Annotated in this window: 18 protein-coding genes; 10 read left to right on the forward strand and 8 right to left on the reverse strand. The window is 73.6% G+C overall.

Annotated elements, in window-relative coordinates; translation table 11 throughout:
• Positions 1–271: 271 nt before the first annotated feature.
• Positions 272–973 (forward strand): bifunctional DNA primase/polymerase, encoded by a 702-nt coding sequence (locus ACIO5E_RS01590; RefSeq protein WP_400662252.1) that lies wholly within the window; start codon positions 272–274, stop codon positions 971–973.
• Between the two features lie 48 nt (positions 974–1,021).
• On the opposite strand, the gene map is transcribed toward ACIO5E_RS01590, so the two are convergent.
• Positions 1,022–1,867 carry a type I methionyl aminopeptidase gene (gene map, locus ACIO5E_RS01595; RefSeq protein ID WP_400662254.1) on the reverse strand — a complete coding sequence of 282 codons (846 nt, stop codon included), beginning with the start codon at positions 1,865–1,867 and terminating at the stop codon, positions 1,022–1,024.
• Between the two features lie 104 nt (positions 1,868–1,971).
• Between map and ACIO5E_RS01600 the strand changes: the two genes are divergently transcribed.
• Entirely contained in the window at positions 1,972–2,202 is a 231-nt protein-coding gene (locus tag ACIO5E_RS01600) for a hypothetical protein (protein WP_280674717.1), read from the forward strand.
• A gap of 41 nt (positions 2,203–2,243) precedes the next feature.
• Here the strand turns inward: ACIO5E_RS01600 and ACIO5E_RS01605 are convergent, their stop codons facing one another.
• Positions 2,244–3,530, reverse strand: coding sequence for an MFS transporter (locus tag ACIO5E_RS01605; RefSeq protein ID WP_400663388.1), 1,287 nt, complete (start codon positions 3,528–3,530; stop codon positions 2,244–2,246).
• Between the two features lie 142 nt (positions 3,531–3,672).
• A complete protein-coding gene (locus ACIO5E_RS01610) occupies positions 3,673–4,278 on the reverse strand; it encodes a hypothetical protein (RefSeq protein ID WP_400662258.1) in 606 nt (201 codons plus the stop codon).
• A 47-nt stretch (positions 4,279–4,325) separates the two neighbouring features.
• Here ACIO5E_RS01610 and npdG point away from each other — a divergent pair, with 47 nt between their 5' ends.
• The gene (gene npdG / locus ACIO5E_RS01615; protein WP_400662261.1) at positions 4,326–5,018 is read left to right on the forward strand and encodes an NADPH-dependent F420 reductase; all 693 of its coding nucleotides are present in this window, start codon (positions 4,326–4,328) and stop codon (positions 5,016–5,018) included.
• 116 nt (positions 5,019–5,134) lie between these two features.
• Positions 5,135–5,326 carry a hypothetical protein gene (locus ACIO5E_RS01620; RefSeq protein ID WP_280674709.1) on the forward strand — a complete coding sequence of 64 codons (192 nt, stop codon included), beginning with the start codon at positions 5,135–5,137 and terminating at the stop codon, positions 5,324–5,326.
• Here the strand turns inward: ACIO5E_RS01620 and ACIO5E_RS01625 are convergent.
• Positions 5,323–6,138, reverse strand: a complete 816-nt coding sequence (locus ACIO5E_RS01625) for a site-2 protease family protein (protein ID WP_400662264.1) — start codon at positions 6,136–6,138, stop codon at positions 5,323–5,325. The genes ACIO5E_RS01620 and ACIO5E_RS01625 overlap by 4 nt on opposite strands.
• Positions 6,139–6,319: 181 nt before the next feature.
• Between ACIO5E_RS01625 and ACIO5E_RS01630 the strand changes: the two genes are divergently transcribed.
• Positions 6,320–9,697, forward strand: a complete 3,378-nt coding sequence (locus ACIO5E_RS01630; RefSeq protein ID WP_400662265.1) for an AfsR/SARP family transcriptional regulator — start codon at positions 6,320–6,322, stop codon at positions 9,695–9,697.
• Positions 9,698–9,814: 117 nt separating this feature from the next.
• On the opposite strand, the gene ACIO5E_RS01635 is transcribed toward ACIO5E_RS01630, so the two are convergent.
• The 3 genes from ACIO5E_RS01635 to panB all read right to left on the reverse strand — a co-directional run bounded on the left by ACIO5E_RS01635 (position 9,815) and on the right by panB (position 12,660).
• Positions 9,815–10,627 (reverse strand): ABC transporter permease, encoded by an 813-nt coding sequence (locus ACIO5E_RS01635; protein ID WP_280674702.1) that lies wholly within the window; start codon positions 10,625–10,627, stop codon positions 9,815–9,817.
• On the reverse strand, positions 10,624–11,646 hold the full coding sequence (locus ACIO5E_RS01640; protein WP_400662268.1) for an ATP-binding cassette domain-containing protein: 1,023 nt from the start codon (positions 11,644–11,646) through the stop codon (positions 10,624–10,626). Before ACIO5E_RS01640 ends, ACIO5E_RS01635 begins: the two co-directional genes overlap by 4 nt.
• A gap of 144 nt (positions 11,647–11,790) precedes the next feature.
• Positions 11,791–12,660 (reverse strand): 3-methyl-2-oxobutanoate hydroxymethyltransferase, encoded by an 870-nt coding sequence (gene panB, locus ACIO5E_RS01645; RefSeq protein WP_400662271.1) that lies wholly within the window; start codon positions 12,658–12,660, stop codon positions 11,791–11,793.
• A 314-nt stretch (positions 12,661–12,974) separates the two neighbouring features.
• On the opposite strand from panB, the gene ACIO5E_RS01650 reads away from it, so the two are divergent.
• From ACIO5E_RS01650 to ACIO5E_RS01660, 3 genes are all read left to right on the forward strand, one after another.
• On the forward strand, positions 12,975–14,585 hold the full coding sequence (locus ACIO5E_RS01650) for a DHA2 family efflux MFS transporter permease subunit (protein WP_400662273.1): 1,611 nt from the start codon (positions 12,975–12,977) through the stop codon (positions 14,583–14,585).
• A gap of 165 nt (positions 14,586–14,750) precedes the next feature.
• Positions 14,751–15,401 (forward strand): TetR/AcrR family transcriptional regulator, encoded by a 651-nt coding sequence (locus ACIO5E_RS01655; RefSeq protein WP_400662276.1) that lies wholly within the window; start codon positions 14,751–14,753, stop codon positions 15,399–15,401.
• A gap of 209 nt (positions 15,402–15,610) precedes the next feature.
• A complete protein-coding gene (locus ACIO5E_RS01660; RefSeq protein ID WP_400662279.1) occupies positions 15,611–16,669 on the forward strand; it encodes an endonuclease/exonuclease/phosphatase family protein in 1,059 nt (352 codons plus the stop codon).
• A gap of 3 nt (positions 16,670–16,672) precedes the next feature.
• Here ACIO5E_RS01660 and ACIO5E_RS01665 read toward each other — a convergent pair whose 3' ends face one another.
• A complete protein-coding gene (locus tag ACIO5E_RS01665; RefSeq protein ID WP_400662282.1) occupies positions 16,673–18,430 on the reverse strand; it encodes an NAD+ synthase in 1,758 nt (585 codons plus the stop codon).
• Positions 18,431–18,593: 163 nt separating this feature from the next.
• Here ACIO5E_RS01665 and glnA point away from each other — a divergent pair, with 163 nt between their 5' ends.
• Together glnA and ACIO5E_RS01675 are read left to right on the forward strand one after the other, a co-directional pair.
• On the forward strand, positions 18,594–19,955 hold the full coding sequence (gene glnA, locus ACIO5E_RS01670; protein WP_280674688.1) for a type I glutamate--ammonia ligase: 1,362 nt from the start codon (positions 18,594–18,596) through the stop codon (positions 19,953–19,955).
• A 289-nt stretch (positions 19,956–20,244) separates the two neighbouring features.
• Complete coding sequence (locus ACIO5E_RS01675; RefSeq protein WP_400662285.1) at positions 20,245–23,280, forward strand: bifunctional [glutamine synthetase] adenylyltransferase/[glutamine synthetase]-adenylyl-L-tyrosine phosphorylase; 3,036 nt, start codon at positions 20,245–20,247, stop codon at positions 23,278–23,280.
• Positions 23,281–23,296 lie beyond the last annotated feature (16 nt).

Below are 23,296 nucleotides of genomic sequence, written 5' to 3' on the forward strand. Positions count from 1 at the left end.
TCGGGTTCACCCGGGTCAGCGGGCCCCGTACGGGCCGGGCGGGCGCGAATCCGCGTGCCCTCCGGCCGACCTGGCGCGGACAGCGTGCTGCCGCGACTGCGTACCGTGACCCGGACGTCGGCCCTCCGGTGACCCCGGTTCCGGTCGGCAGGGCGCGGACAGCAGGGCCGAGCACCGCCCCGGGAAGCAGCGGGGGGCGCCGTGCGTTGCGTCCGAGTGGTACGTCGAACGCTGTGTCGCACCAGGCACGGCAGTGCGCGGAAGGGGCCCGATGGAAGCCGGCGGCAGGTGGACGACCTGGTGGCAGAAGCGTGATCGTCAGCGGGCCCGGCCGGGTGAACTGGACGGCCCCGCCGCCAGACTGGATCAGCTGCTCGGCGCCGTCCGCGCCGGATTCCCGCTCGCGCCGGCCGCACATCCGGCCGGCTACCGCTGCTCCTGCGACCGGGTGGCCTGTCCGGCCCCCGCCCAGCACCCGGTGTCCTTCGCCTGGCAGACCCAGGCCACCACCGACCCCGAGCAGCTCGCCCGCTGGCTCGCGCGCGACCCGCAGACCAACTTCATCACCGCCACCGGGCGCGCGCACGACGTGCTGGACGTGCCGGCCGAAGCCGGCCGGCTGGCGCTGGAGCGGCTCACCGAGCTGGGCGTCGAGGGCCCGGTCGCCGCCGTCGGCGAGGACCGCTACCTGTTCTTCACCGCCACCCGGGGCACCCCGCAGGACGAGGACGAGTGGTGGCCGAGCGTCCTCGACTCCACCCCGGACACCATGTCCGAGCACCCGGGCCTGCGCTGGCACTGCCGCGGCTCGTACACCCTGCTTCCGCCGGCCGCGCTGCCGGACGGCTCCCAGGTGCGGTGGCTGCGCGGGCCCGAGCAGCCGCTGCCGGACCCGCTGCGCGTCCTGGACGTGCTCACCGACGCCTGCACCGAGGTGGGCGCGGTCGCCGAGGAGCAGTGGCTCATCGGCTGACCACGCCGCACCGGGGCACGGCGGGGCGTGGTCACCGCGGCGTGAGGGTCACGGCAGGGTGAGGACCTCCGCGCCGTCCGCCGTGACCACCAGGGTGTGCTCGAACTGGGCGGTGCGCTTGCGGTCCTTGGTGACGACCGTCCAGCCGTCCGCCCAGATCTCGTAGTCGTAGGTGCCCAGGGTCAGCATCGGCTCGATGGTGAAGGTCATCCCCGGCTTGATCACCTCGGTGGCCCGCTCGCTGTCGTAGTGCGGGATGATCAGGCCGGAGTGGAACGACGTGTTGATGCCGTGCCCGGTGAAGTCCCGCACCACGCCGTAGCCGAAGCGCTTGGCGTAGGACTCGATGACCCGCCCGATCACGTTGATCTGACGCCCCGGCTTGACCGCCTTGATCGCCCGGTCGAGCGATTCGCGGGTCCGCTCGACCAGCAGCCGGGACTCCTCGTCCACGTCGCCGACCAGGTAGGTGGCGTTGAGGTCGCCGTGCACCCCGTGGATGTACGCGGTGGCGTCGATGTTGACGATGTCGCCGTCCCGCAGCACGGTCGAGTCCGGGATGCCGTGGCAGATCACCTCGTTGATCGAGGTGCAGACCGACTTGGGGAAGCCGCGGTAGCCCAGGTCGGACGGGTAGGCGTCGTGGTCGCACATGTACTCGTGGGCGACGGCGTCCAGCGCGTCGGTGGTGACGCCGGGGGCGATCAGCTTGGCCGCCTCCGCCATCGCCTGGGCGGCGATCCGGCTCGCGATCCGCATCTTCTCGATCGTCTCGGCGGTCTGGACCTCGGGCCCGGTGTACGGCGCCGGTGCGGGCCGGCCGACGTACTCGGGGCGCGCGATGTGTGCCGGGACCTTGCGGGTGGGGGACTGGATGCCGGGTACGAGAGCCATGGCCGCGAGTCTATCGGCCGCCCCCGGCCCACCCGGGCGGTGTGCGCGCGGGCCCGGGCCGGGGAATGATCGGTACGACCCCATCGCGTCGACGGGAGAGCGCCATGCCCCTGGGATTCCACCGCAAGCCGACCGGCAAGCCCGGCGAGTGGTTCTACTGCATCAAGCACGGCAAGGTCGAGGAGGGGCCGGAGTGCCCCGCCAAGGACCGCCTCGGCCCGTACGACAGCCCCGAGGAGGCCGCGCACGCCCTGCAACTCGCGGACGAGCGCAACCGGGAGTGGCGGGGCGACCCGCGCTGGAACGACCAGCCGAAGGGCGACGACGCCGAGTAGCCGCCCGGCGGCCGCCCCGGCCCCGGCCCGCCCGGCAGCCGTCAGTCCGCCGCCGTGGCGGCCGCCCGCTCCCGCTCGCGTTCCGCCCGCTCGTGCTCGACCCGGACGGCGGCCGTGTGCGGGTCGGTGCGGTCGTCGTAGGCGAGCAGCCGGGGCAGCGCGGCGGCGACCGCGAGGACGGCGGCGACGCAGGCGAGACCGCCGGTCCAGACGGCGGCGCGCACGCCGATCAGCCCGGCCATGGTGCCGGCCCGGACCTGGCCGAGCTGGGGGCCGACGGAGTAGCTGAGCAGTTCGACGCCGGCCATCCGGCCGCGGACCTCGTCCGGGATGGACTGGTTCCACATGGTCGAGCGGGCGAGCCCGCTGATCTCGTCGGCGCCGCCGGCCAGTGCCAGGCCGAGCAGCACCAGCCAGATGCTCCCGGACAGGCCCGCCAGGGCCATGGCCGCGCCCCAGCCGACGGCGGCGACCACCAGCAGCCGCCCGTGCCGGTGGATCCGGGACGTCCAGCCGCTGGTCGCCCCGACCAGCAGGGCGCCGGCCGCGGACGCCGCGTACATCGGGCCGAGCGCCCAGTCCGCGCCCAACTCGGAGGCCAGGAACGGGAAGACGGCCACCGGGAAGGCGAACAGCATCGCGCAGAGGTCGATCGCGTAGGTGCCGAGCAGGTCCTTGCGGCTCCAGGCGTACTGGATGCCGGTCAGCACCGCCCGTACCGACGGCCGTTCGGCGCCGGTGGCCGGCGGCACCGCCCGGATCCGGACGAGCAGCAGCAGGGAGACGGCGAAGGTGAGCACGTCCAGCGCGTACGCGGTCTCCACCCCGGAGAATGCCACCACGACACCGGCCAGCGCCGGACCGGCCACCGAAGCGGCGTTGTGGTACAGGGACTTGAGGGCGAACGCCGCGGTCAGGTGCTGGTGCGGGACGATCCGCGGGGTGAGCGAGTCCAGCGCCGGGCGCTGCAGCCCGTCGCAGGCCGCGACCAGCGCGGCGACCAGATAGATCGGCCAGAGTAGCGGGGACGGCAGCAGCGCGTTGAGCAGCAGCAGTCCGGCGAGCAGGCCCAGCCCGGCCTCGGCGCGCAGCACCAGCTTGCGGCGGTCCAGGGCGTCGGCGAGGGCGCCGCCCCACAGGCCGAAGACGATCAGCGGGACGAGCTCGAAGGCACCGATCAGGCCGACCGCGAACGAGGAGCCGGTCAGCTGCTTGATCTGCATCGGGACGGCGACGTAGGTCAGGAAGCTGCCGAAGCTGGTGACACAGCCGGAGAGCCACAGGAAGCGGAAGTCGCGGGAGACGCGCCAGGGCGACAGGTCGGGCATCAGCGAGCGCAGCAGCGTGCGCAATCGCCCGGGGGGATGCGGGGGTTCGTCGTCGTTCACGAACCACGATCCTCGGACGGGCACTCCCGCGGCCGCAAAGGGTTTTTCCAGGGCGATAGCCAGGGCCAGGGTCGGCCGGCGGCTACCAGCGACTGATCGCGGGCGGCGCGGTCAGCCGGCCGGCGAGTTCGGCGAGCCGGTCCAGCCCGCCGCGCCGGGCCGGCGGCTGCCCGGCGGCGGCGCTGACCAGGTGCTGGGCCAGGCCGAAGGGCTCCTCGGCGGCCGTGCCGACGGCGAGCCGCTCGTGCGCGAGCCCGCCGAGGTCGCCCGGCTCGCCCGTGGCGGCGCCGTCCAGCGCGAGCACGGTCGCGCCGTGCCTGCGGGCGTCCTGCACCCGCTCCAGCAGCGAGGCGCCGGCCGCGTCCGGGGCCACCACCAGGACGGTGGCGCCGCGCCCGGGCGCGGCGAGCCGGCGCAGGCCGTGCGCCAGGTGCGCCGCGGCGTCGGCCGGCGGGGTGTGCCGCAGCAGGGTGGGTGCCAGCCGGGGGACGGCCGACCAGGCGGCCTCGTCCTCCAGGTGGGCGGCCAGGTGCCAGGGCTCGAACGCCTCGGTGCCGACCAGCAGCAGCTCGCCCGCCCCGCGGCGCGACACCGAGCGCCGCAGCGCCCCGGCGAAGCCGCCGACCGCCTCCAGCCAGCCGGTGCCCGCCAGGTGCTGCCGGAGTGCCGAAACTCTCACCGCATCCATGCGGCCCAGAATGTCGCGCCCGGCCGGGGATTTGGCAGGATCGGCGCATGACTTCCCTCGATTCAGCGACAAACCCGGCCCACGAGCTGCCGGACGTCTCCCAGCTGGTGGTCGGCGTCCTCGGCGGCACCGGCGACCAGGGGCGGGGACTCGCCCTGCGGCTGGCCAAGGCCGGCCAGCAGGTGATCATCGGTTCGCGCGACGCCGCCCGGGCCGAGGCCTCGGCCGCCGAACTGGGCCACGGCGTGCGCGGCGCCGACAACGCCACCGCCGCCCGGGAGAGCGACGTGGTGATCGTCGCGGTGCCCTGGGACGGGCACGCCGCGATCCTGACCGCGCTGCGCGAGGAACTGGCCGGCAAGATCGTGGTCGACTGCGTCAACCCGCTCGGCTTCGACAAGCAGGGCGCGTACGCGCTGAAGCCGGAGGAGGGCAGCGCCGCCCAGCAGGCCGCCGCGCTCCTGCCGGACTCCCGGGTCACCGCCGCCTTCCACCACCTCTCGGCGGTGCTGCTGCAGGACGAGTCGGTGGAGCGGATCGACACCGACGTGATGGTGCTCGGCGAGGAGCGCGCCGCCACCGACGTCGTGCAGGCGCTGGCCGCCCGGATCCCGGGCATGCGGGGGATCTTCGCGGGCCGGCTGCGCAACGCCCACCAGGTGGAGTCGCTGGTGGCCAACCTGATCTCGGTCAACCGCCGCTACAAGGCCCACGCGGGCCTGCGGGTGACGGACGTCTGAGCCGAACCCCCACGCCGTGTCGGCCTCACCCCTGGACAGGTTCCGGAGGTGAGGTCGGCGACAATGGGTCCGGCCGCAACCCGGCCGACCGCACCCGGCCCTAGGAGCCCCCCGCCATGCCCCGCACGTCCCTCTTCGCCCTGATCGTCGTCGTCCTCGCGCTGGCGGCCGCCGTGGTCTCGCTGACCCAGGGCTTCTGGCTGGGCCTGATCTGGCTCCCGATGGCGGGTGTGGCGAGCAACGTGCTCTGGATGAACCGCCGCCGCGCGAAGATCGCCGAGGCCGCCGCGGCGGCCGAGCAGGGTTAGTTCTTCCAGAAGCTGAACAGGTACCGGCCGAGCGTCGCGTAGTCCTGGTCCACGCCGAACAGGCTCATCAGGTCGTGGATGATCCCGAAGAAGAACGAGTTCACCTCGGGCTGCCAGAGCAGCGCGAACACGGCCAGCAGCCCGTACGGCGCGAACGGCTCGACCGCGCGCCGGGTCTTGTACGACAGCCAGGGCTCGATGATCCCGTAGCCGTCCAGGCCGGGCACCGGCAGCAGGTTCAGCAGCGCCGCGCTGAGCTGCAGGAGGCCGAGGAAGCCGAGCGCGCCGGCGAACGGCGAGACGGTCAGCTCGTAGCCGTTCCAGACCGCGTGCACCGTCGGGTCGTCCAGCCAGCCGGCGCCGATCGGGATCAGCAGCAAGGCCGCGCACACCAGGTTCACCAGCGGCCCGGCCGCCGAGATCAGGCTGTGCTTGAGCCGGCCCTGGATCCGGTCCCGCTCGATCCAGACCGAGCCGCCGGGCAGGCCGATGCCGCCGAGGATCACGAACACGATCGGCAGCACGAAGCTGAGCAGCACGTTGGCGTACTTCAGCGGGTTGAGCGTGAGGTAGCCCTTGGCGCCGACGCTGATGTCGCCGCCGTGCAGCGCGGTGCGCGCGTGCGCGTACTCGTGCAGGCACAGCGAGACCATCCAGCCCGCCACCACGAACAGGAACACCCCGAACGAGGCGTTCCCGTAGCCGGCGTACACCGCCCAGCCCGAGGTGCCGAGGACGGCGAGGAGCACCCAGAACACCGGGCTGATCCGGCGGTCCTCGCTGCGTGAGCGCTGCGTGGCGGCGAAGGTCATGGTGTGGGTGCTCCGGGTGTCCGAGGAGGGGCGGCCAGGGGATCGATCATGCCGGGTCGGCCGGTGACCGGACAAGCCGTCCACCGTGAACGTCCGAGGGCCCCGCCGGGGTTCCACCGCGGGTGGAGGGGGCCCACACAATTGTGCGGCCCGATCCGCGCCCATCGACCAGAATGGTCCGGTGTACTACGGCATCCTCGGGACCACGACGGCCCGCCACGACGACGGAACGCCCGTGCCGCTGGGCGGCGCGCGACTACGGGCGCTGCTCACCGCGCTGGCCCTGCGGCAGGGCCGCCCGGTGTCCGCCGACCAACTGGTGGACGAGGTGTGGGAGGCCGAGCCACCACAGGACTCCACCGCCGCGCTGCAGACCCTGGTCGGCCGGCTGCGCCGCACCATCGGCCGGGACGAGGTCGGCTCCGGCCCGGCCGGGTACTGGCTGACCGGCCCCGCCACCGACCTCGCCGAGTTCCAGCGGCTCGGCGCCGAGGGCCGTCGCGCCCTCGACGCCGGGGACCACGCGCTCGCCGCCGAGCGGCTGCGCGCCGCCCTGGCGCTGTGGCGCGGCCCCGCCCTGGCCGATCTGCCGGACCGCGGGGGCCCGGCAGCCCGGCTGGAGACCCAGCACGACGAGGCCCGCCGCCACCGGATCACCGCCGACCTCGGGCTCGGCCGCGCGGCCGAACTGGTCGCCGAACTCGCCGAGCTCTGCGAACGGCAGCCGCTGGACGAGCCGCTGCAGCACCTGATGATCCGGGCGCTGCACGAGAGCGGCCGCACCGCCGAGGCGCTGCGCCACTACGAGCGGACCAGGCGCGCCCTCGCCGAGGAGCTCGGCGTCGACCCGGGGCGCCGACTCCAGTCCCTGTACGCCGAGTTGCTGGCCCCGCCGGAGGCCGTGGCGGAGCCACCGCGAGCGGTACCGGCGCCCGCACCCCAACCGGCGCCCGCACCCCAACCGGCGCCCGCCCCCCAACCGTCGCGCCCCGCCGGCAACCTGCGCGGCCGACTGACCAGCTTCGTCGGCCGTGAATCCGACCTCTCCATCCTGCGCGAGGCCCTGACGGCCGGCCGGATGGTCACCCTGACCGGCCCCGGTGGCTCCGGCAAGACCAGGCTCTCGATCGAGGCCGGCCGCGCCGAACAGTCCGCCGGACACTGGCCGGACGGCGTCTGGCTGGCCGAACTCGCCCCGCTGGAGAGCCCGGAGGCGGTGCCCGCCGCGGTGGTCTCGGCACTCGGCCTGCGCGAGATCGTCCTGCACACCGGCAGCATGGTCGCCGAGGTGATGGAGAAGCGTGCCGAGGACCCGGTGCGCCGCCTGGTCGAGCACTGCGGCCGCCGCCGGATGCTGCTCGTCCTGGACAACTGCGAGCACCTGATCCAGGCCGCCGCCGACCTCGCCGACGTGCTGCTCGCCGAGTGCCCCGGACTGACCGTGCTCGCCACCAGCCGGGAGCCGCTCGGCGTGCCCGGCGAGGCCGTGCTGCCGGTCGAGCCGCTGCCCGACCCGGTGGCGCTGCGCCTGCTCACCGAGCGGGCCGCCGCCGCCCGTCCCGGCTTCGACCCGCGCAGCGACCCGGCGGCCTGCGCCGAGATCTGCCGCCGCCTGGACGGCCTTCCGCTGGCCATCGAACTCGCCGCCGCCCGGCTGCGGGTGATGACGGCGCGCCAGATAGCCGACCGGCTGGACGGCCGGTTCGCGCTGCTCACCGCGGGCAGCCGCACCCTGCTGCCGCGCCAGCAGACCCTGCGCGCGGTGGTCGACTGGAGCTGGGACCTGCTGGGCAAGCGCGAACGCGCGGTGCTGCGCCGGCTCTCGGTGTTCGCCGGCGGCTGGCGGCTGGAGGACGCCGAGGCGATCTGCGCCGACGGCGCCGAGGTGGCACCCGAGGAGGTCGCCGAACTGCTGCTGTCGCTGGTCGACAAGTCCCTCCTGGTGGCCGACCTGGACGACGGCAGCCTGCCGCGCTACCGGATGCTGGAGACCATCCACGAGTACGCGACCGAGCGGCTGGCCGAGTCGGCCGCCGAGCGCGACGCGACCGAGGCCCGCCACCTGGCGCACTTCCGTGCCGTGGCCGCCACCGCCGACCTGAACATCCACGGCCCGCAGCAGCTGCACTGGCTGGCGGTGCTGGAGCGCGAGCAGGACAACGTCCGGACCGCGCTGCGCCGCGCGATCGACCTCGGGGACGAGGAGCAGGCACTGGTCCTCGTCCTCGGCATGAGCTGGTACTGGTCGCTGCGCGGCTACAGCATGGAGGCCCGGGGCTGGTACACCGCGGTCGCCGCCCTGGCTCCGGACCCGTTCGGCCCGGACGTCCCGCCGCCGGTGCCGTTGGAGCGCAACGTCCTCGCGTACGGCCTGCCGATGCCCGCGGGGGTGGTCGAGGAGTGCCGCCGGCTGCTCGCGATGCACCGGCTGATCGGCATGTTCGAGGGGAACCTGGAGGTGCTCGGCGATCCGGAGGCGATCGCGGTCGCGGAGCACCTGCTCGACGCCTACTCCCCGGAGCTGCCGCAGTCCTACCGCTTCCCCGCGATGCTGCGGGTCTTCGGGGCGTTCCTGGCCGGCCGGATGGAGCTGATGAAGGACCTGCTGGACGACGCGGTCCGCGGCTGCGAGGTGCACGGCGACCTGAACGACCTGGCGTTCATCCTGCAGATCCGGGCCAAGATGATGAACGACTGGCCCGGCGGGGCCGAGCAGGGCGTCCGGGACGGCGAGCGCTCCCTGGAGCTGTACGAGCGGGCCGGCGACCTCTGGGGGATCTCCCAGGCCCAGGCGGCCCGCGGTGAGGCGCTGGCCAACCGGGGCGAGGCCGAGGCGGCCATCGCCGCGTACGAGCGGGCGATCGCGCTGGCCGAGGAGCTGGGGGCGCCGCAGGAGGTGCCGATCCTGCGGGTGAACCTCGGCGCGACCCTGCTGGAGCTGGACATGGAGCGCGGCGAGCGGATCGTCCGGGAGACGCTGGCCGGGCTGGACTCCCCGGGCGCGAACCAGTCCACCAGCGGCGCGCTGCTGTTCGGGCGCCTGACGCTCTGCGGCATCCACGCCGAGCGCGGCGAGTACGCGCAGGCGCTGGCGGAACTGGACAAGCTGGAGGTGGTCAGCGTCGGCGGCTTCGCCCCGAGCATCGTGGCCGGCCTGCTCACCAGCGGCAAGGGCTGGATCACGGCCCGGGCGGGCGATCCGGAGCGGGGGCTCGCCCTGCTCACCGAGGGCCGGCGGCTGCTCAAGTCGATGCGGACCGCGTCCGGCTTCGGCGAGCAGATGACGGTCATGGTGGTGCCGGCCGTGGTGGGGCTGCTGCGGGCCTTCGCCGAACGCGACGGCGACCTGGAGCGGGCCCGGCAGGCCGCCGTCCTGCTCGGCGCGCACCATGAGCTGAACGGCCCGAAGGGCGGCTACCTGGAGCGCACGGAGCGCGGGCGGTCGGAGGCCGCCCTCCGGGGGCTGCTGGGCGACGCCGCCTTCGAGGCCGCCCACGACGTCGGCCTGGGCATGACCCCGCAGCAGACCCAGGGCCTGCTGGACGAGTTGATCGGCTGACCGGCCCCCGTCCCCCGGTGGCCGGTCAGCCGATCCGTCCGGTCGGCCGACGCCTGTCCCGGGTCGCCGGCCGACCCGTCCGCCGGCCCTCCGTCCGAAGAGGGCCGGCGGTCGTCCTCAGGTCCGCTTGCGGAAGCGGGCGACGGCGAGCGGGGCGAAGATCGCGGTGCAGGCCGCCGACCAGACCAGCACGACCATCACCGGGTGGGCCAGCGGCCCCTCGCCGTTGAGCAGGGAGCGGGAGGCGTCGGCGAGCGCCGACAGCGGGTTGACCTTGGTGAAGGTCTGCAGCCAGCCCGGCATGGTGTTGGTCGGCGCGAAGATCGAGCTGCCGAACTGCAACGGCATCAGGACCAGCATGGCCACGCCCTGGACGGCCTGGGCGCTGCGCAGCGCCATGCCCAGCAGCATCGAGACCCAGACGACCGACATACCGAACACCAGCGACAGGCCGACGGCGGCCACGACCTCCAGCGGGCCGGTCTTCACCTCGAAGCCGATGCACAGCGCGAAGCCGATCAGGATCACGAAGGAGAGCAGCGCCCGGCAGGTCTCGGCGGCCATCTTGGAGAGCAGGACGGAGGCCCGGCCGATCGGCAGGGTCCGGAAGCGGTCCATCACCCCGGTCTGGAAGTCGCTGTTCAGGCCGGTGCCGACGGCCATCGCGAGGGTGAGCCCGGTCTGCCCGAGCAGGCCGGGGATCATGTACTGCTTGTAGGCGTCCTGGTTGCCGGAGACGGCGCCGCCGAAGACGTAGACGAACAGCACCGTGAAGATGATCGGCATCAGTACGGCGTCGAACATCGACTCCGGGTCGGCCTTGATCCGCATCAGGTTGCGCCGGGTCAGCGCGCCGACGTGGCGGAAGGTGCCGGCCAGGCCGATCCGGGTGTCCTCCACCCGGGCTGGGGCGATGGTGGCGGTGGTCATGCGACGGGCTCCTTGGCGAGGCTGGGGGCGGCGTCCGCGGTGTCGGCGGGCTTGCCGGTGATGGCGAGGAAGACCTCGTCGAGGCTGGGGACCTTGGTGTCGATGCCGGCGATCGCGAAGCCGCGGCCGCCGAGCACCCCGATGACGGTGGTCAGCTGCTCGTCGTCGGTGATCGGCACCGCGAGCAGGCCGGTGTCGGTGGAGACGGTGGCGCTGGTGATGCCGCGGTCGTGCAGGCAGCGGGCCATCTCGGGCAGCTCGGCCGGGTGGGCGGCGCGCACCTGCAGGGTCTGGCCGCCGACCTTGGCCTTGAGCTCGGCCACGCCGCCGTTGGCGATCACCCGGCCGCGGTCGATGACGGTCAGCTCGTCGGCGAGCTGCTCCGCCTCCTCCATGTACTGGGTGGTGAGCAGCACGGTGCTGCCCTCGGCGACCATCCGCTGGACCTCGTCCCAGACCTCGTTGCGGGTGCGCGGGTCCAGGCCGGTGGTGGGCTCGTCCAGGTACAGCACCCGGGGGCGGCCGATCATGCTGGCGGCCAGGTCGAGGCGGCGGCGCATGCCGCCGGAGTAGGTCTTGGCGGGCCGCTTGGCGGCCTCGGTGAGCGAGAAGCGCTCCAGGAGCTCGGCGGCCCGGGCCTTGGCGTCGCGGCTGGAGAGGTCGAGCAGCCGGCCGATCAGGTAGAGGTTCTCGTAGCCGGAGAGGAGTTCGTCGACGGAGGCGTACTGGCCGGTGAGGCCGATCGTGCGGCGCAGCTGCTTGGGCTGGCGCAGGACGTCGTAGCCGCCGACGAACGCGGTGCCGGCGTCGGGCTTGATCAGCGTGGACAGGACCCGGACCAGGGTGGTCTTGCCCGCGCCGTTGGGGCCGAGCACGCCGAGCACGGTGCCCTCGCGGACGGTGAGGTCGACCCCGTCGAGGGCCTTGGTGGAGCCGTAGTGCTTGACGATGCCGCGGACTTCGACGGCGTTGCCCGCGGTGGTCCCCCGGTCGTTCGGGGCGGTGGCGATTCGTGTCATGCCCCCAGGCTGTCCGGCCGGGCTGTCAGCGGGCTGTCACCGCGACGGCCGGCCCGGCGCCGCACCGTCAGACCGCTGTCACCGGGGGAGCACGGATGACAGCGGCCCCGCTCCCGGGCGGGGGAGCGGGGCCGGTCGGGGGCGTCAGTGGAAGCTGTGCTCCGCCGCCGGGAAGGCGCCGCCGCGGACGTCCTCGGCGAACGCGCGGGCGGCGTCGCCGAGGACGGTCCGCAGGTCGGCGTACTGCTTGACGAACTTGGGCACCCGGCCCGCCGTCATGCCGGCCATGTCGGTCCAGACCAGGACCTGGGCGTCGGTGTCGGGCCCGCCGCCGATGCCGACCGTCGGGATCGCCAGCTGCTCGGTGACCTGGGCGGCCAGCTCGGCCGGCACCGCCTCCAGCACGACGGAGAAGGCGCCCGCCTGCTGGACGGCCTTGGCGTCGCGCAGCAGCTGGTGCGCCGCCTCGTCGCCGCGGCCCTGGACCGGGTAGCCGCCGAAGGCGTGCACGGACTGCGGGGTGAGGCCGATGTGCGCCATCACCGGGACGCCGGCCTCGACCAGCAGCTCGATCGAGCGGGCGCTGCGCTCCCCGCCCTCCAGCTTGACCGCGCCGACCCCGGCCTCCTTCATCAGCCGGGCCGCGTTGTGCATGGCCTGCGCGGGGGACTCCTGGTACGAGCCGAACGGCAGGTCGGCGACGATCATCGCGCGCTTGGTGCCGCGGACGACGGCGGCGGAGAGCATCACCATCTGATCCATGGTCACCGGCACGGTGGTCTCGTAGCCGAGGTGGCAGTTGCCGGCGGAGTCGCCGACCAGCAGGACGGGGATGCCGGCCTCGTCGAACACCCCGGCGGTGAGGGCGTCGTAGGCGGTGAGCATCGACCACTTCTCGCCGCGCTGCTTGGCGGCGGCGAGGTCGCGGACGGTGACGCGGCGGCTGGTGACCCCGCCGTAGAGGGTGGCGGTCGTCGCCTGGTTCTGGGCAGGCGAAGGCGAAGAAGCGTTCATCGAACGGACTCCTGAAAGGTTGTCGTCTCGTGGCGCCGTGCGGCGTCCCCGGATCACCTCCATGCTTGCACGCCCCGGCGTGAGCGCAAAGAGGTGTGCAGGTGACCGGCTGCGATCTGCGGCACACCGGCGGCTCGATCCGCGGCGCGCGGGTCGGTCGGGGAGCCGGTCGGGGACCGGGCGAGCTTTGCCGGGTTTTTATGAAACGGAGTCGTCTCGTATCGTAATGCGCGCTACTCTGGTGCGGGGGGTTACGAGACGACCATGGCTCGGAATTGCCCGCCAGTGTCACACCATCACGGACGGGAAGACCAATGACCACCGCAGCCGCGCCACCTCGTGTGCCGGAAGCCATCCACCGTCGGCGCTGGGCGATCCTCTGCACCCTGGTGCTCGCCCTGCTCGTCGTCGTCCTCGACAACTCGATCCTCAACGTCGCGATGAAGACCATCGCGACCCCCGCGCCGGTCGGCCTCGGCGCCAGCCAGAGCGACCTGGAATGGTCGATCAACTCCTACACCCTGGTGTTCGCCGGGCTGCTCTTCACCTCCGGCCTGCTCGGCGACCGCTTCGGCCGCAAGCGCGCGCTGCTGGGCGGCATGGTGGTCTTCGGCATCGCCTCGCTGCTCTCGGCGCTGGCCGCCTCGCCCGGTGAACTCGTCGGCTACCGCGCCCTGATGGGCGTCGGCGCCGCGCTCGCGATGCCCGCCACGCTGGCCATCATCATGAACGTCTTCGAGCGCTCCGAGCAGCCCAAGGCGATCGGGATCTGGGCCGGCGCGGTCGGCCTGGCCATCGCCATCGGCCCGATCACCGGCGGCCTGCTGATCGAGCACTTCTGGTGGGGCTCGGTCTTCCTGGTCAACGTCCCGATCGTGATCGTCGCGGTGATCGCGATGGTGATCCTGGTGCCCGAGTCCAAGGACCCGAACCCGGGCAAGCTCGACCCGATAGGCGTGCTGCTGTCGATCATCGGCCTGGTCGCGCTGATCTACGGCATCATCAAGGGCGGCGAGCTGGCCGACTTCACCGCCGCCGAGGCCTGGGTGCCGACCCTGGTCGGCCTGCTGGCCCTGGTCGCCTTCGTCTGGTTCGAGGGCCGCACCCGCTTCCCCGCGCTGGACGTCAGCTGGTTCCGGAACAAGGTGTTCAGCGCCTCCGTCGTGGTCGTCGGCGTGGTCTTCTTCGCGCTGATGGGCGTTTCGTTCTTCGGCGTCTTCTACATCCAGAGCGTGCGCGGCTACAGCGCGCTCCAGGCCGGCGTGCTGATGCTGCCGCTGGCCGCCGCCCAGCTGCTGTTCGCCCCGCGGGCCCGGCTGGTGGTCGACCGATTCGGCGTCGCCGCCACCGCCGCCGTCGGCATGCTGCTGATCGCGGTCGGCTTCGTCGGCTACACCCTGCTGACCGTCAACACGCCGATCTGGGTGCTGGTCGTGCTCGGCCTGCTGATGGGCACCGGCATGGCGCACGTCATGCCGCCGGTCACCGTCGCGATCATGGCCTCGTTGCCCCGCGAGAAGGCCGGCGCGGGCTCGGCCGTGAACAACACCTTCCGCCAGGTCGGCGGCTCGCTCGGCGTCGCCGTGCTCGGCGCGGTGCTCTCCACCGTCTACCGCGACGGCATGACCGACACGCTGAACCAGCTGCCCGACGAACTGCGCGGCAAGGCCGGCGAGTCGCTGGAGGCCACCCTGGCCATCGCCGAGCGGATGGGCCCCAAGGGCGCCGCGCTGATCGGCCCGGCCGACGACGCCTTCATCAGCGCCATGCACGTGGTGGCCTCGCTCTCCGCCGGCATCACGGTGGTCGGCGCGCTGATCGCCTGGTTCCTGCTGCCGCGCCGCTCGGCCGCCCCCGGTGGTCCGGCCGGGAAGGCCTCCGAACAGCCCGGTCAGAGCCGCGAGGCCGTGGCCGCGGACGCCTGACCCGCGACCGCGCTGAGCGACAATGGCCCTGTCGCCCCGGGTGATCCCCGTGCGGCAGGGCCACGCTCCGGAGCGGCGGACCACCACCCGGCCCGGCCCACGGACCACCATCGGAAACCGAACGGCGCCCGCGCGCCACGTGGACAGCGAGGGAGAACAGCGGGGATGAAGACGGACAGCCCGGTCGCCGGGACCGGACAACCCTGCGCCACCGCACGCCGCGGCCGACCGCGCAGCGAGGCCGCCGAGCAGGCCATCCTCGCCGCCGTCGAGGATCTGATGGCGGGCGGCACCACGCTGTCCGAGCTCACCATCGAGGGCATCGCCACCGCCGCCGGCGTCGGCAAGGCCACCATCTACCGGCGCTGGCCCAACAAGGAGGCCCTGCTGGTCGACGTGGTCAGCCGGCTGGAGGTCCCGATGCCCACGCCCACCGGCGGCACCGCCCGGGACGACCTGATCGAGATGATCGACTACATGCGCCGGCGCGGCCTCGCCAAGCGCTCCCGCTGGGTGCTCAAGGCCGCCTTCGGCCAGATGCAGGGCCTGCCCGAGCTGTACAACGCCTACCGCGAACGGGTGATCAAGCCGCGCCGGGAGGCGGCGCTCGCCCTGATCCGCCGCGCCGTGGACGAGGGCGTGCTCCGTTCCGACCTCGACGTCGACCTGCTCGGCGACATGCTGATGGGCCCGATCCTGTACCGCAGCATCCTCACGGACGACTCCGACCTGGAGGATCCGGAGCTGGCCCGGCGGATGGTCGACTCCCTGCTCGAAGGCCTCGCACCGCCCGTGGCCTGCTGCCCCGGCCACTGAACCCCGCGTCCGAATCTCCGGTCGGCACCGCCCGGCGTGGTCTGGCTCACCAAACCGGGCCACGCCGGAACCCGCTCCCGGGGCCCCGCGTCTGTCCCGGCATAGGCTGAGCCGGGTATCCGATCAAACCGGCACCGGTCCGGCACACCGCCCGTAACCGCACGGGCCGGACACCGGACCGGCGACGGCACGAACGACGGGAGCCACGGATGACGCAGGCGGACAGGACCGACCGGAGCACGGCCGGGCCCTGGGGCGAGGAGAGCGCCCCGGCGCCCGCGGGCCGTCCCGGAGGCTTCCTGGGCCTGCGGCACTGGGGCCGGGACGGCCGCGGCGCCACCACCTGGCGGCGCGGACTGGTGCTCGCGGTGCTGGCCGCGCTCACCGCCGGGTTGATGGCCTTCCACGCCGAGGTCCCCAACAGCGTCGGCAACCTCGGCAGCCTGCTGGAGACCTTCCTGCCCTGGCTGGGCCTGGCCGTACCGGTGCTGCTGGTCCCCGCGCTGCTGCGCCGCTCGGCCACCGCGCTGATCGCCCTGCTGCTGCCGGTCGCGGTCTGGCTCAACCTGTTCGGCGGCCTGCTCACCGACAAGAGCGGCGGCTCCGGCGACTGGACGGTGGTCAGCCACAACGTCGCCGCCGCCAACACCGACGTGCCGGGCACCGTCCGGGGGCTGGTGGCCTCCGGCGCCCAGATCGTCGCCCTCCAGGAACTGGCCGGCAAGGCGCTGCGCGGCTACGAGAGCGGGCTCGCCGAGGCGTACCCGTACCACGCGGTGGAGGGGACGGTCGGCCTCTGGTCGAAGTACCCGATCAGCGGAGTCTCGCCGGTGGACCTCAAGATGGGCTGGACCAGGGCGTTCCGGGCCGAGGTCACCACCCCGCAGGGCCCGGTCGCGGTGTACGTCGCGCACCTGCCGTCGGTGCGGCTGAAGGCCGAGGGCGGCTTCACCGTCGACCAGCGGGACGTCAGCGCGCAGGCGCTCGGCGACGCGATCCAGGCGGAGCAGCTGAAGAAGGTCCTGCTGCTCGGCGACCTCAACGGCACCATGAACGACCGCAGCCTGGCGCCGGTCACCTCGCAGATGCGCTCGGCCCAGGGCGCCGCCGGGGACGGCTTCGGCTTCAGCTGGCTGTCGAGCTTCCCGATGGCCCGGATCGACCAGATCATGAGCAAGGGCGGGCTCAAGCCGGTGGACTCCCGGACCCTGCCCCGGGACGGCAGCGACCACCTCGCGGTGGCCGCCACCTACCGGTACTCCTCGTAACGGTCAGCCGCGGCGCCAGCGGTTGGTGATCGGCAGGCGGCGGTCCCGGCCGAAGTTCTTGACCGAGATCTTCGGGCCCGGCGGGTACTGCCGCCGCTTGTACTCGGCGGTGTCGACCAGCCGGACCACCCGGTCCACCACGGCCGGGTCGAAGCCGGCCGCGACGATCGCGTCCCGCCCCTCGTCGCCCTCGATGTAGCGGGCCAGCACGCTGTCCAGCAGGTCGTAGTCGGGCAGTGAGTCGCTGTCCTTCTGGTCCGGCCGCAGCTCGGCGGACGGCGGCTTGGAGATGGTGTTCTCCGGGATCGGCGGCACCTCGCCGCGCCGCTCGGCCTCCTCGTTGCGCCAGCGGGCCAGCCGGAAGATCAGCGACTTGTAGACGTCCTTGATCGGCCCGAACGCGCCCACCGAGTCGCCGTAGAGGGTCGAGTAGCCGACGGCCAGCTCGCTCTTGTTGCCGGGCGCGAGCACGATGTGCCCCTCCTGGTTGGAGATCGCCATCAGCAGGGTGCCGCGCAGCCGGGACTGCAGGTTCTCCTCGGCCAGGCCGGTCAGCTCGGTGGCGCCCATGTACGCGTCGAACATCGGGGCGATGGAGACGGTCCGGAAGTGCAGCCCGGTCCGGCGGGCCAGCTCGGCCGCGTCGTCCCGGGAGTGCTGCGAGGAGAAGCGGCTGGGCATCGAGACGCAGTACACGTTCTCGGCGCCGATCGCGTCCACCGCGATGGCGGCCACCAGCGCCGAGTCGATGCCGCCGGAGAGGCCGATCAGCACCGACCGGAAGCCGTTCTTGGCGACGTACGCCCGGGTGCCGGCGACCAGCGCGGCCCAGATCTCGGCCTCGTCGGACAGCCGCGGCGCGACCTCGGCGGCCGCCGCCGCCCCGGCGGGTGCGGCCTGCGGCTCGCCGCCCAGGTCGGTGCGGACCAGGTGCAGCCCGTCGCTCAGCAGCAGGCCGTCGGTGTGGTCGCCGCCGGCGGCCGGCAGGTCGAGGTCCAGCACCAGCAGGTGCTCCTCGAACTGCGGAGAGCGGGCCAGCACCTCGCCGTCCGCGCCGACCACGATCGAGTCGCCGTCGAAGACCAGCTCGTCCTGGCCGCCGACCATGTTGACGTAGGCCAGCGGGCAGCCGGCCTCGGCGGCCCGGCGCCGCACCAGCTCCAGCCGCTGGTCGTCCTTGTTCCGCTCGTACGGCGAGCCGTTGACCACCAGCAGCAGCCCGGCCTCGGCCTCGCGGGCCGCGGTGACCCGGCCGCCGTCCTGCCAGATGTCCTCGCAGATGGCCAGCGCGATGTCCACCCCGTGCAGCCGCAGCACCGGCAGCTGGTCGCCCGGGACGAACCAGCGGTACTCGTCGAACACGCCGTAGTTGGGCAGGTGGTGCTTGGCGAAACGGGTCACCACCTCGCCCCGGTGCAGCACGGCGGCGCAGTTCTGCGGCGAGCCGGCCGGGCGGCCGAACCGCGGTGAGGCGTGCTCCGAGCGCCCGAGGTAGCCGACCACCACCGGCACCTCGCCCAGTCCGTCGGCGTCCAGCCGCCCGGCCAGCTCGACCAGCGCGCCACGGGAGGCCTCGACGAAGGAGTGGCGCAGGGCGAGGTCCTCGACCGGGTAGCCGGTCAGGGCCATCTCGGGGAAGGCGACCAGCTGGGCGCCGGCCTCCACGGCCTGCTTGGTCCAGCGCACCACCTCATCGCTGTTGCGGGCGATGTCACCGACCCAGGGGTCGATCTGGCTCAGGGCGAGACGGAGATTGGGCATGCCCCCGAGTGTAATCGTCGATCTGACGCAATGTGCTGCCCGGGGGGTCGGGCCGGGGCCGGCACTGCCGTCCCGGGCGGTGATCGGCCATGATGGGGTCAGTCGCTTTCGGGGGTCTTCCGGGCGTAACACAAGCGTAAAGAGCAGAGGTGAGACTGTCCCCATGGGCAAGCAGCAGCAGTTCGTGCTTCGGACGCTTGAGGAGCGTGACATCCGGTTCGTCCGGCTGTGGTTCACCGACGTGCTCGGGTTCCTGAAGTCGGTCGCGGTGGCGCCGGCCGAACTGGAGCAGGCCTTCGAGGAGGGCATCGGCTTCGACGGCTCGGCGATCGAGGGCTTCGCCCGGGTCTACGAGTCCGACATGATCGCCAAGCCGGACCCGACCACCTTCCAGATCCTGCCGTGGCGCTCGGAGACCCCGGGCACCGCCCGGATGTTCTGCGACATCCTGATGCCCGACGGCTCGCCCTCCTACGCCGACCCCCGGTTCGTGCTCAAGCGCACCCTGGAGAAGGCCTCCGGCCAGGGCTTCACCTTCTACACCCATCCCGAGATCGAGTTCTTCCTGCTGAAGAACCTGCCCGGCGACGGCACCCCGCCGATCCCGGCCGACCAGTCCGGCTACTTCGACCACACCCCGCGCGGGGTCGGCCACGACTTCCGCCGCCAGGCCATCACCATGCTGGAGTCGATGGGCATCTCGGTGGAGTTCTCCCATCACGAGGGTGCCCCCGGCCAGCAGGAGATCGACCTGCGCTACGCCGACGCGCTGTCCACCGCCGACAACATCATGACCTTCCGCCTGGTCATGAAGGAGGTCGCGCTGGAGCAGGGCGTGCACGCCAGCTTCATGCCCAAGCCCTTCTCCGACCACCCCGGCTCCGGCATGCACACCCACCTGTCGCTGTTCGAGGGCGACCGCAACGCCTTCCACGAGTCCGGCGCCGAGTACCAGCTGTCCAAGGTCGGCCGCTCCTTCATCGCCGGCCTGCTCAAGCACGCCGCCGAGACCGCCGCCGTCACCAACCAGTGGGTGAACTCCTACAAGCGCATCTGGGGCGGCTCCCAGCGCACCGCCGGCGCCGGCGGCGAGGCCCCGTCCTACATCTGCTGGGGCCACAACAACCGCTCGGCGCTGATCCGGGTGCCGATGTACAAGCCCGGCAAGCAGGGCTCCACCCGGGTCGAGGTCCGCTCCCTGGACACCGGCTGCAACCCCTACCTCGCCTACGCCGTCACCCTCGCGGCCGGCCTCAAGGGCATCGAGGAGGGCTACGAGCTCCCGCCCGGCGCCGACGACGACGTCTGGGCCCTGTCCGACTCCGAGCGCCGCGCGCTCGGCATCCAGCCGATGCCGCAGAACCTCGGCGAGGCGATCGACCTGATGCAGCGCAGCGAACTCGTCGCCGAAACCCTCGGCGAGCACGTCTTCGACTTCTTCCTGCGCAACAAGCGCCAGGAGTGGGAGGAGTACCGCTCCGAGGTGACGCCGTTCGAGCTGCGCAAGAACCTCCAGGTGCTCTGAGCGCCTGACGGCCTCTCGAACAGCTTCGGGCCCGTTGTCGTTCGGCCGGATGACAGCGGGCCCTCCTGTGGGGCGGATCGTTTCGCCATGGCGGAACGTGACGAACAGGCCTCGGCGCCCGGCGACCAGGACGCCGCATCGCCGCCGTACACCGCGGCCCCGGGGTCACGGAGCGACGGGCGGCGCGGCGCGCGGTGGGCGGGTCCGTCCGCCGGTCGTGTCCGCCGGTCGTGTCCGGCGCCGGGCCGCCAGGGCGCGTAACCTGCTGGGGCGGACGGACGGAGGGGCGATGGCGGTGGAGGAACAGCGGGCCGGGAGCCGGGTCAGCCGGCCGGAGAACAGGCTGGTCCGGCGCGGGTTCACCGATCCGGCGCAGGCGGTGCGGCTGCTGGCCGGGCCCGGCCTGGAAGGCCTGGCCGACGACCCCGTGCTGCTGGACGCGCTCGGCGCCACCGCCGACCCCGACCTCGCCCTGCTCGGCCTGGCCCGGCTGCTGGAGGCCGCCGACGAGGCCGAGCGGCACACCCTGCGCGACACCCTCACCACCTCCAAGCCGCTGCGCGACCGGCTGCTCGGCGTGCTCGGCGTCTCCACCGCGCTCGCCGACCACCTGGCCCGGCACCCGCACGACTGGCACGTGCTGGTCACCTTCGAGCTGCGCGACATGCACCCCGGCCCGGAGGACTTCCGCCGCGCGCTCGCCGAGAGCGTCCGGGGCAGTGGCCGGGCGGGCGGCCGCAGCCCGGCGGACGCGCTGCGCATCGCCTACCGTCGCTGCCTGCTCGCCATCGCCGCCCGCGACCTCACCGGCACCACCGACCTCGCGCAGACCGCCGCCGAACTCGCCGACCTGGCCGGCGCCACCCTGCAGACCGCCCTGGACCTCGCCGCCGAGCAGGACCCGGACGCCGCCCGGGCCTGCCGGCTCGCCGTGATCGGGATGGGCAAGTGCGGCGGCCGCGAACTCAACTACGTCTCGGACGTGGACGTCATCTTCGTCGCCGAGCCGCCCGAGGGCGTGGACGAGCACGAGGCCGTCAAGGCCGCCACCCGGCTCGCCGCCGCCCTCACCCGGCTCTGCTCGGACACCACCGGTGAGGGCACCATCTGGCCGGTGGACGCCAACCTGCGCCCCGAGGGCCGCAACGGCCCGCTGGTGCGCACCCTGGCCAGCCACCTCGCCTACTACCAGCGCTGGGCCAAGACCTGGGAGTTCCAGGCGCTGCTCAAGGCCCGCCCGGTCGCCGGGGACGCCGACCTCGGGGCCGCCTACGTCGAGGCGCTGGCCCCGATGGTCTGGCAGGCCGCCGCCCGGGACAACTTCGTCACCGACGTGCAGCAGATGCGCCGCCGGGTGATCGACTCGATCCCGGCCACCGAACTGGACCGCCAGCTCAAGCTCGGCCCGGGCGGGCTGCGCGACGTCGAGTTCTCCGTCCAACTGCTCCAGCTGGTGCACGGCCGCACCGACCCGGCGCTGCGCAGCGGCAACACCCTGGAGGCGCTGGCCGCGCTCTCCCGCGGCGGGTACGTCGGTCGGGCGGACGCCGTCTCGCTGGACACCGCCTACCGCTTCCTGCGCTCGCTGGAGCACCGGATCCAGCTGTACCGGCTGCGCCGCACCCACCTGATGCCCACCGGCGCCGAGGACCTGCGCCGGCTGGCCCGCTCGCTGGCCGCGCTGATCAACGACGACACCCGCTCCGACCCGGTGGCCGCCCTGCAGCGCGAGTGGAAGCGGCACGCGGTGGAGGTCCGGCGGCTGCACGAGAAGCTGTTCTACCGCCCGCTGCTCGACGCCGTCGCCGAACTGCCGCCGGGCGCCGCCGGGCTGACCCCGGACGCGGCCCGGGCCCGGCTGGAGGCACTGGGCTACGCGGACCCGGCCGCCGCGCTGCGCCACCTCAGCGCGCTCGCCTCCGGGGTGAGCCGCAAGGCCGCGATCCAGCGCACCCTGCTGCCGGTGCTGCTCGGCTGGTTCGCCGACTCGGCCGACCCGGACGCCGGGCTGCTCAACTTCCGCCAGGTCTCCGACGCGCTCGGCCGCACCCCCTGGTACCTGCGGCTGCTGCGCGACGAGAGCGCCGCCGCCGAGCAGTTGGCCCGGGTGCTGTCGGCCGGCCGGCTCGCCCCCGACCTGCTGCTGCGCGCCCCCGAGGCGGTCGCCATGCTGGGCGATCCGCAGGGCCTGGTGCCGCGCGGCCGGGCCGCCTTGGAGCAGGAGGTACTGGCCGCCGTCGGCCGGGCCGGGTCCACCGCCGCGGCCGTCGCCGCCGCCCGCTCGGTGCGCCGCCGGGAGCTGTTCCGGACCGCCGCCGCGGACGTCCTCGGCCGGCTCGACGAGGACCCGGCCGAGGCGCTGGACGCGGCGGGGGAGGCGCTGACCGCGCTCAACGCCGCCACCCTGCAGGGCGCGCTGCGGGCCTGCGTGGCCGGCTGGGAGGCCGAGCACGGGGACCTGCCGACCCGGATCGCGGTGATCGCGATGGGTCGGTTCGGCGGCCGCGAACTGGGCTACGGCTCGGACGCGGACGTGCTCTTCGTCCACGAGCCGCTGCTCGGCTCGCTGGAGCAGGACGCCGCCCGGGCCGCCCAGGCGGTCTGCCACGAGCTGCGGACCCTGCTCGGCGCGCCGTCCACCGAGCCGCCGCTGCTGGTCGACGCCGACCTGCGGCCGGAGGGGCGCAGCGGCCCGCTGGTGCGCACCCTGTCCTCGTACGCGGCGTACTACCGGCGCTGGTCGCACGCCTGGGAGAGCCAGGCGCTGCTGCGCGCCGATCCGGTGGCCGGGGACGAGGAGCTGGGTGCCCGGTTCCGGCAGCTGATCGACCCGCTGCGCTACCCGGGCACCGGGGTGCCGGAGCGGGACCTGGTGGAGATCCGCCGGATCAAGGCGCGGATCGAGGCCGAGCGGCTGCCGCGCGGCGCCGACCCGACCACGCACACCAAGATCGGGCGTGGCGGGCTGGCCGACGTGGAGTGGACGGTGCAGCTGCTCCAGCTCCAGCACGGGCACGAGCTGCCGGCCCTGCGCACCACCCGGACCAGGGCCGCGCTGGCGGCCGCCGTCGAGGCCGGGCTGGTCGGGCGGGCGGACGCGGAGGTGCTGGACGCGGCCTGGGTGCTGGCCTCCCGGGTGCGCTCGGCGGTGATGCTGGTCCGTGGCCGGCCCGGCGACAGCTTCCCCGGGGAGGCCCGGGAGCTGGCCGGGGTGGCCCGCTACCTCGGGTACGGCGCCGGTCACAGCGGTGAGTTGGTGGACGACTACCGGCGGACCACCCGGCGGGCCCGGGCGGTGGTGGAGCGGCTGTTCTACGACGGCTGAGCCGAACATGCGAGAG

Origin of the sequence: Kitasatospora sp. NPDC087314, from assembly GCF_044744365.1 — a bacterium.
In the GTDB taxonomy this organism is placed as follows: Bacteria; Actinomycetota; Actinomycetes; order Streptomycetales; family Streptomycetaceae; genus Kitasatospora.

Coding starts and splice junctions, on each gene's coding strand:
- ACIO5E_RS01590 (WP_400662252.1), top strand. CDS start 272: ATGGAAGCCGGCGGCAGGTGGACGACCTGGTGGCAGAAGCGTGATCGT.
- map (WP_400662254.1), bottom strand. CDS start 1,867: ATGGCTCTCGTACCCGGCATCCAGTCCCCCACCCGCAAGGTCCCGGCA.
- ACIO5E_RS01600 (WP_280674717.1), top strand. CDS start 1,972: ATGCCCCTGGGATTCCACCGCAAGCCGACCGGCAAGCCCGGCGAGTGG.
- ACIO5E_RS01605 (WP_400663388.1), bottom strand. CDS start 3,530: ATGCCCGACCTGTCGCCCTGGCGCGTCTCCCGCGACTTCCGCTTCCTG.
- ACIO5E_RS01610 (WP_400662258.1), bottom strand. CDS start 4,278: ATGGATGCGGTGAGAGTTTCGGCACTCCGGCAGCACCTGGCGGGCACC.
- npdG (WP_400662261.1), top strand. CDS start 4,326: ATGACTTCCCTCGATTCAGCGACAAACCCGGCCCACGAGCTGCCGGAC.
- ACIO5E_RS01620 (WP_280674709.1), top strand. CDS start 5,135: ATGCCCCGCACGTCCCTCTTCGCCCTGATCGTCGTCGTCCTCGCGCTG.
- ACIO5E_RS01625 (WP_400662264.1), bottom strand. CDS start 6,138: ATGACCTTCGCCGCCACGCAGCGCTCACGCAGCGAGGACCGCCGGATC.
- ACIO5E_RS01635 (WP_280674702.1), bottom strand. CDS start 10,627: ATGACCACCGCCACCATCGCCCCAGCCCGGGTGGAGGACACCCGGATC.
- ACIO5E_RS01640 (WP_400662268.1), bottom strand. CDS start 11,646: ATGACACGAATCGCCACCGCCCCGAACGACCGGGGGACCACCGCGGGC.
- panB (WP_400662271.1), bottom strand. CDS start 12,660: ATGAACGCTTCTTCGCCTTCGCCTGCCCAGAACCAGGCGACGACCGCC.
- ACIO5E_RS01650 (WP_400662273.1), top strand. CDS start 12,975: ATGACCACCGCAGCCGCGCCACCTCGTGTGCCGGAAGCCATCCACCGT.
- ACIO5E_RS01655 (WP_400662276.1), top strand. CDS start 14,751: ATGAAGACGGACAGCCCGGTCGCCGGGACCGGACAACCCTGCGCCACC.
- ACIO5E_RS01660 (WP_400662279.1), top strand. CDS start 15,611: ATGACGCAGGCGGACAGGACCGACCGGAGCACGGCCGGGCCCTGGGGC.
- ACIO5E_RS01665 (WP_400662282.1), bottom strand. CDS start 18,430: ATGCCCAATCTCCGTCTCGCCCTGAGCCAGATCGACCCCTGGGTCGGT.
- glnA (WP_280674688.1), top strand. CDS start 18,594: ATGGGCAAGCAGCAGCAGTTCGTGCTTCGGACGCTTGAGGAGCGTGAC.
- ACIO5E_RS01675 (WP_400662285.1), top strand. CDS start 20,245: ATGGCGGTGGAGGAACAGCGGGCCGGGAGCCGGGTCAGCCGGCCGGAG.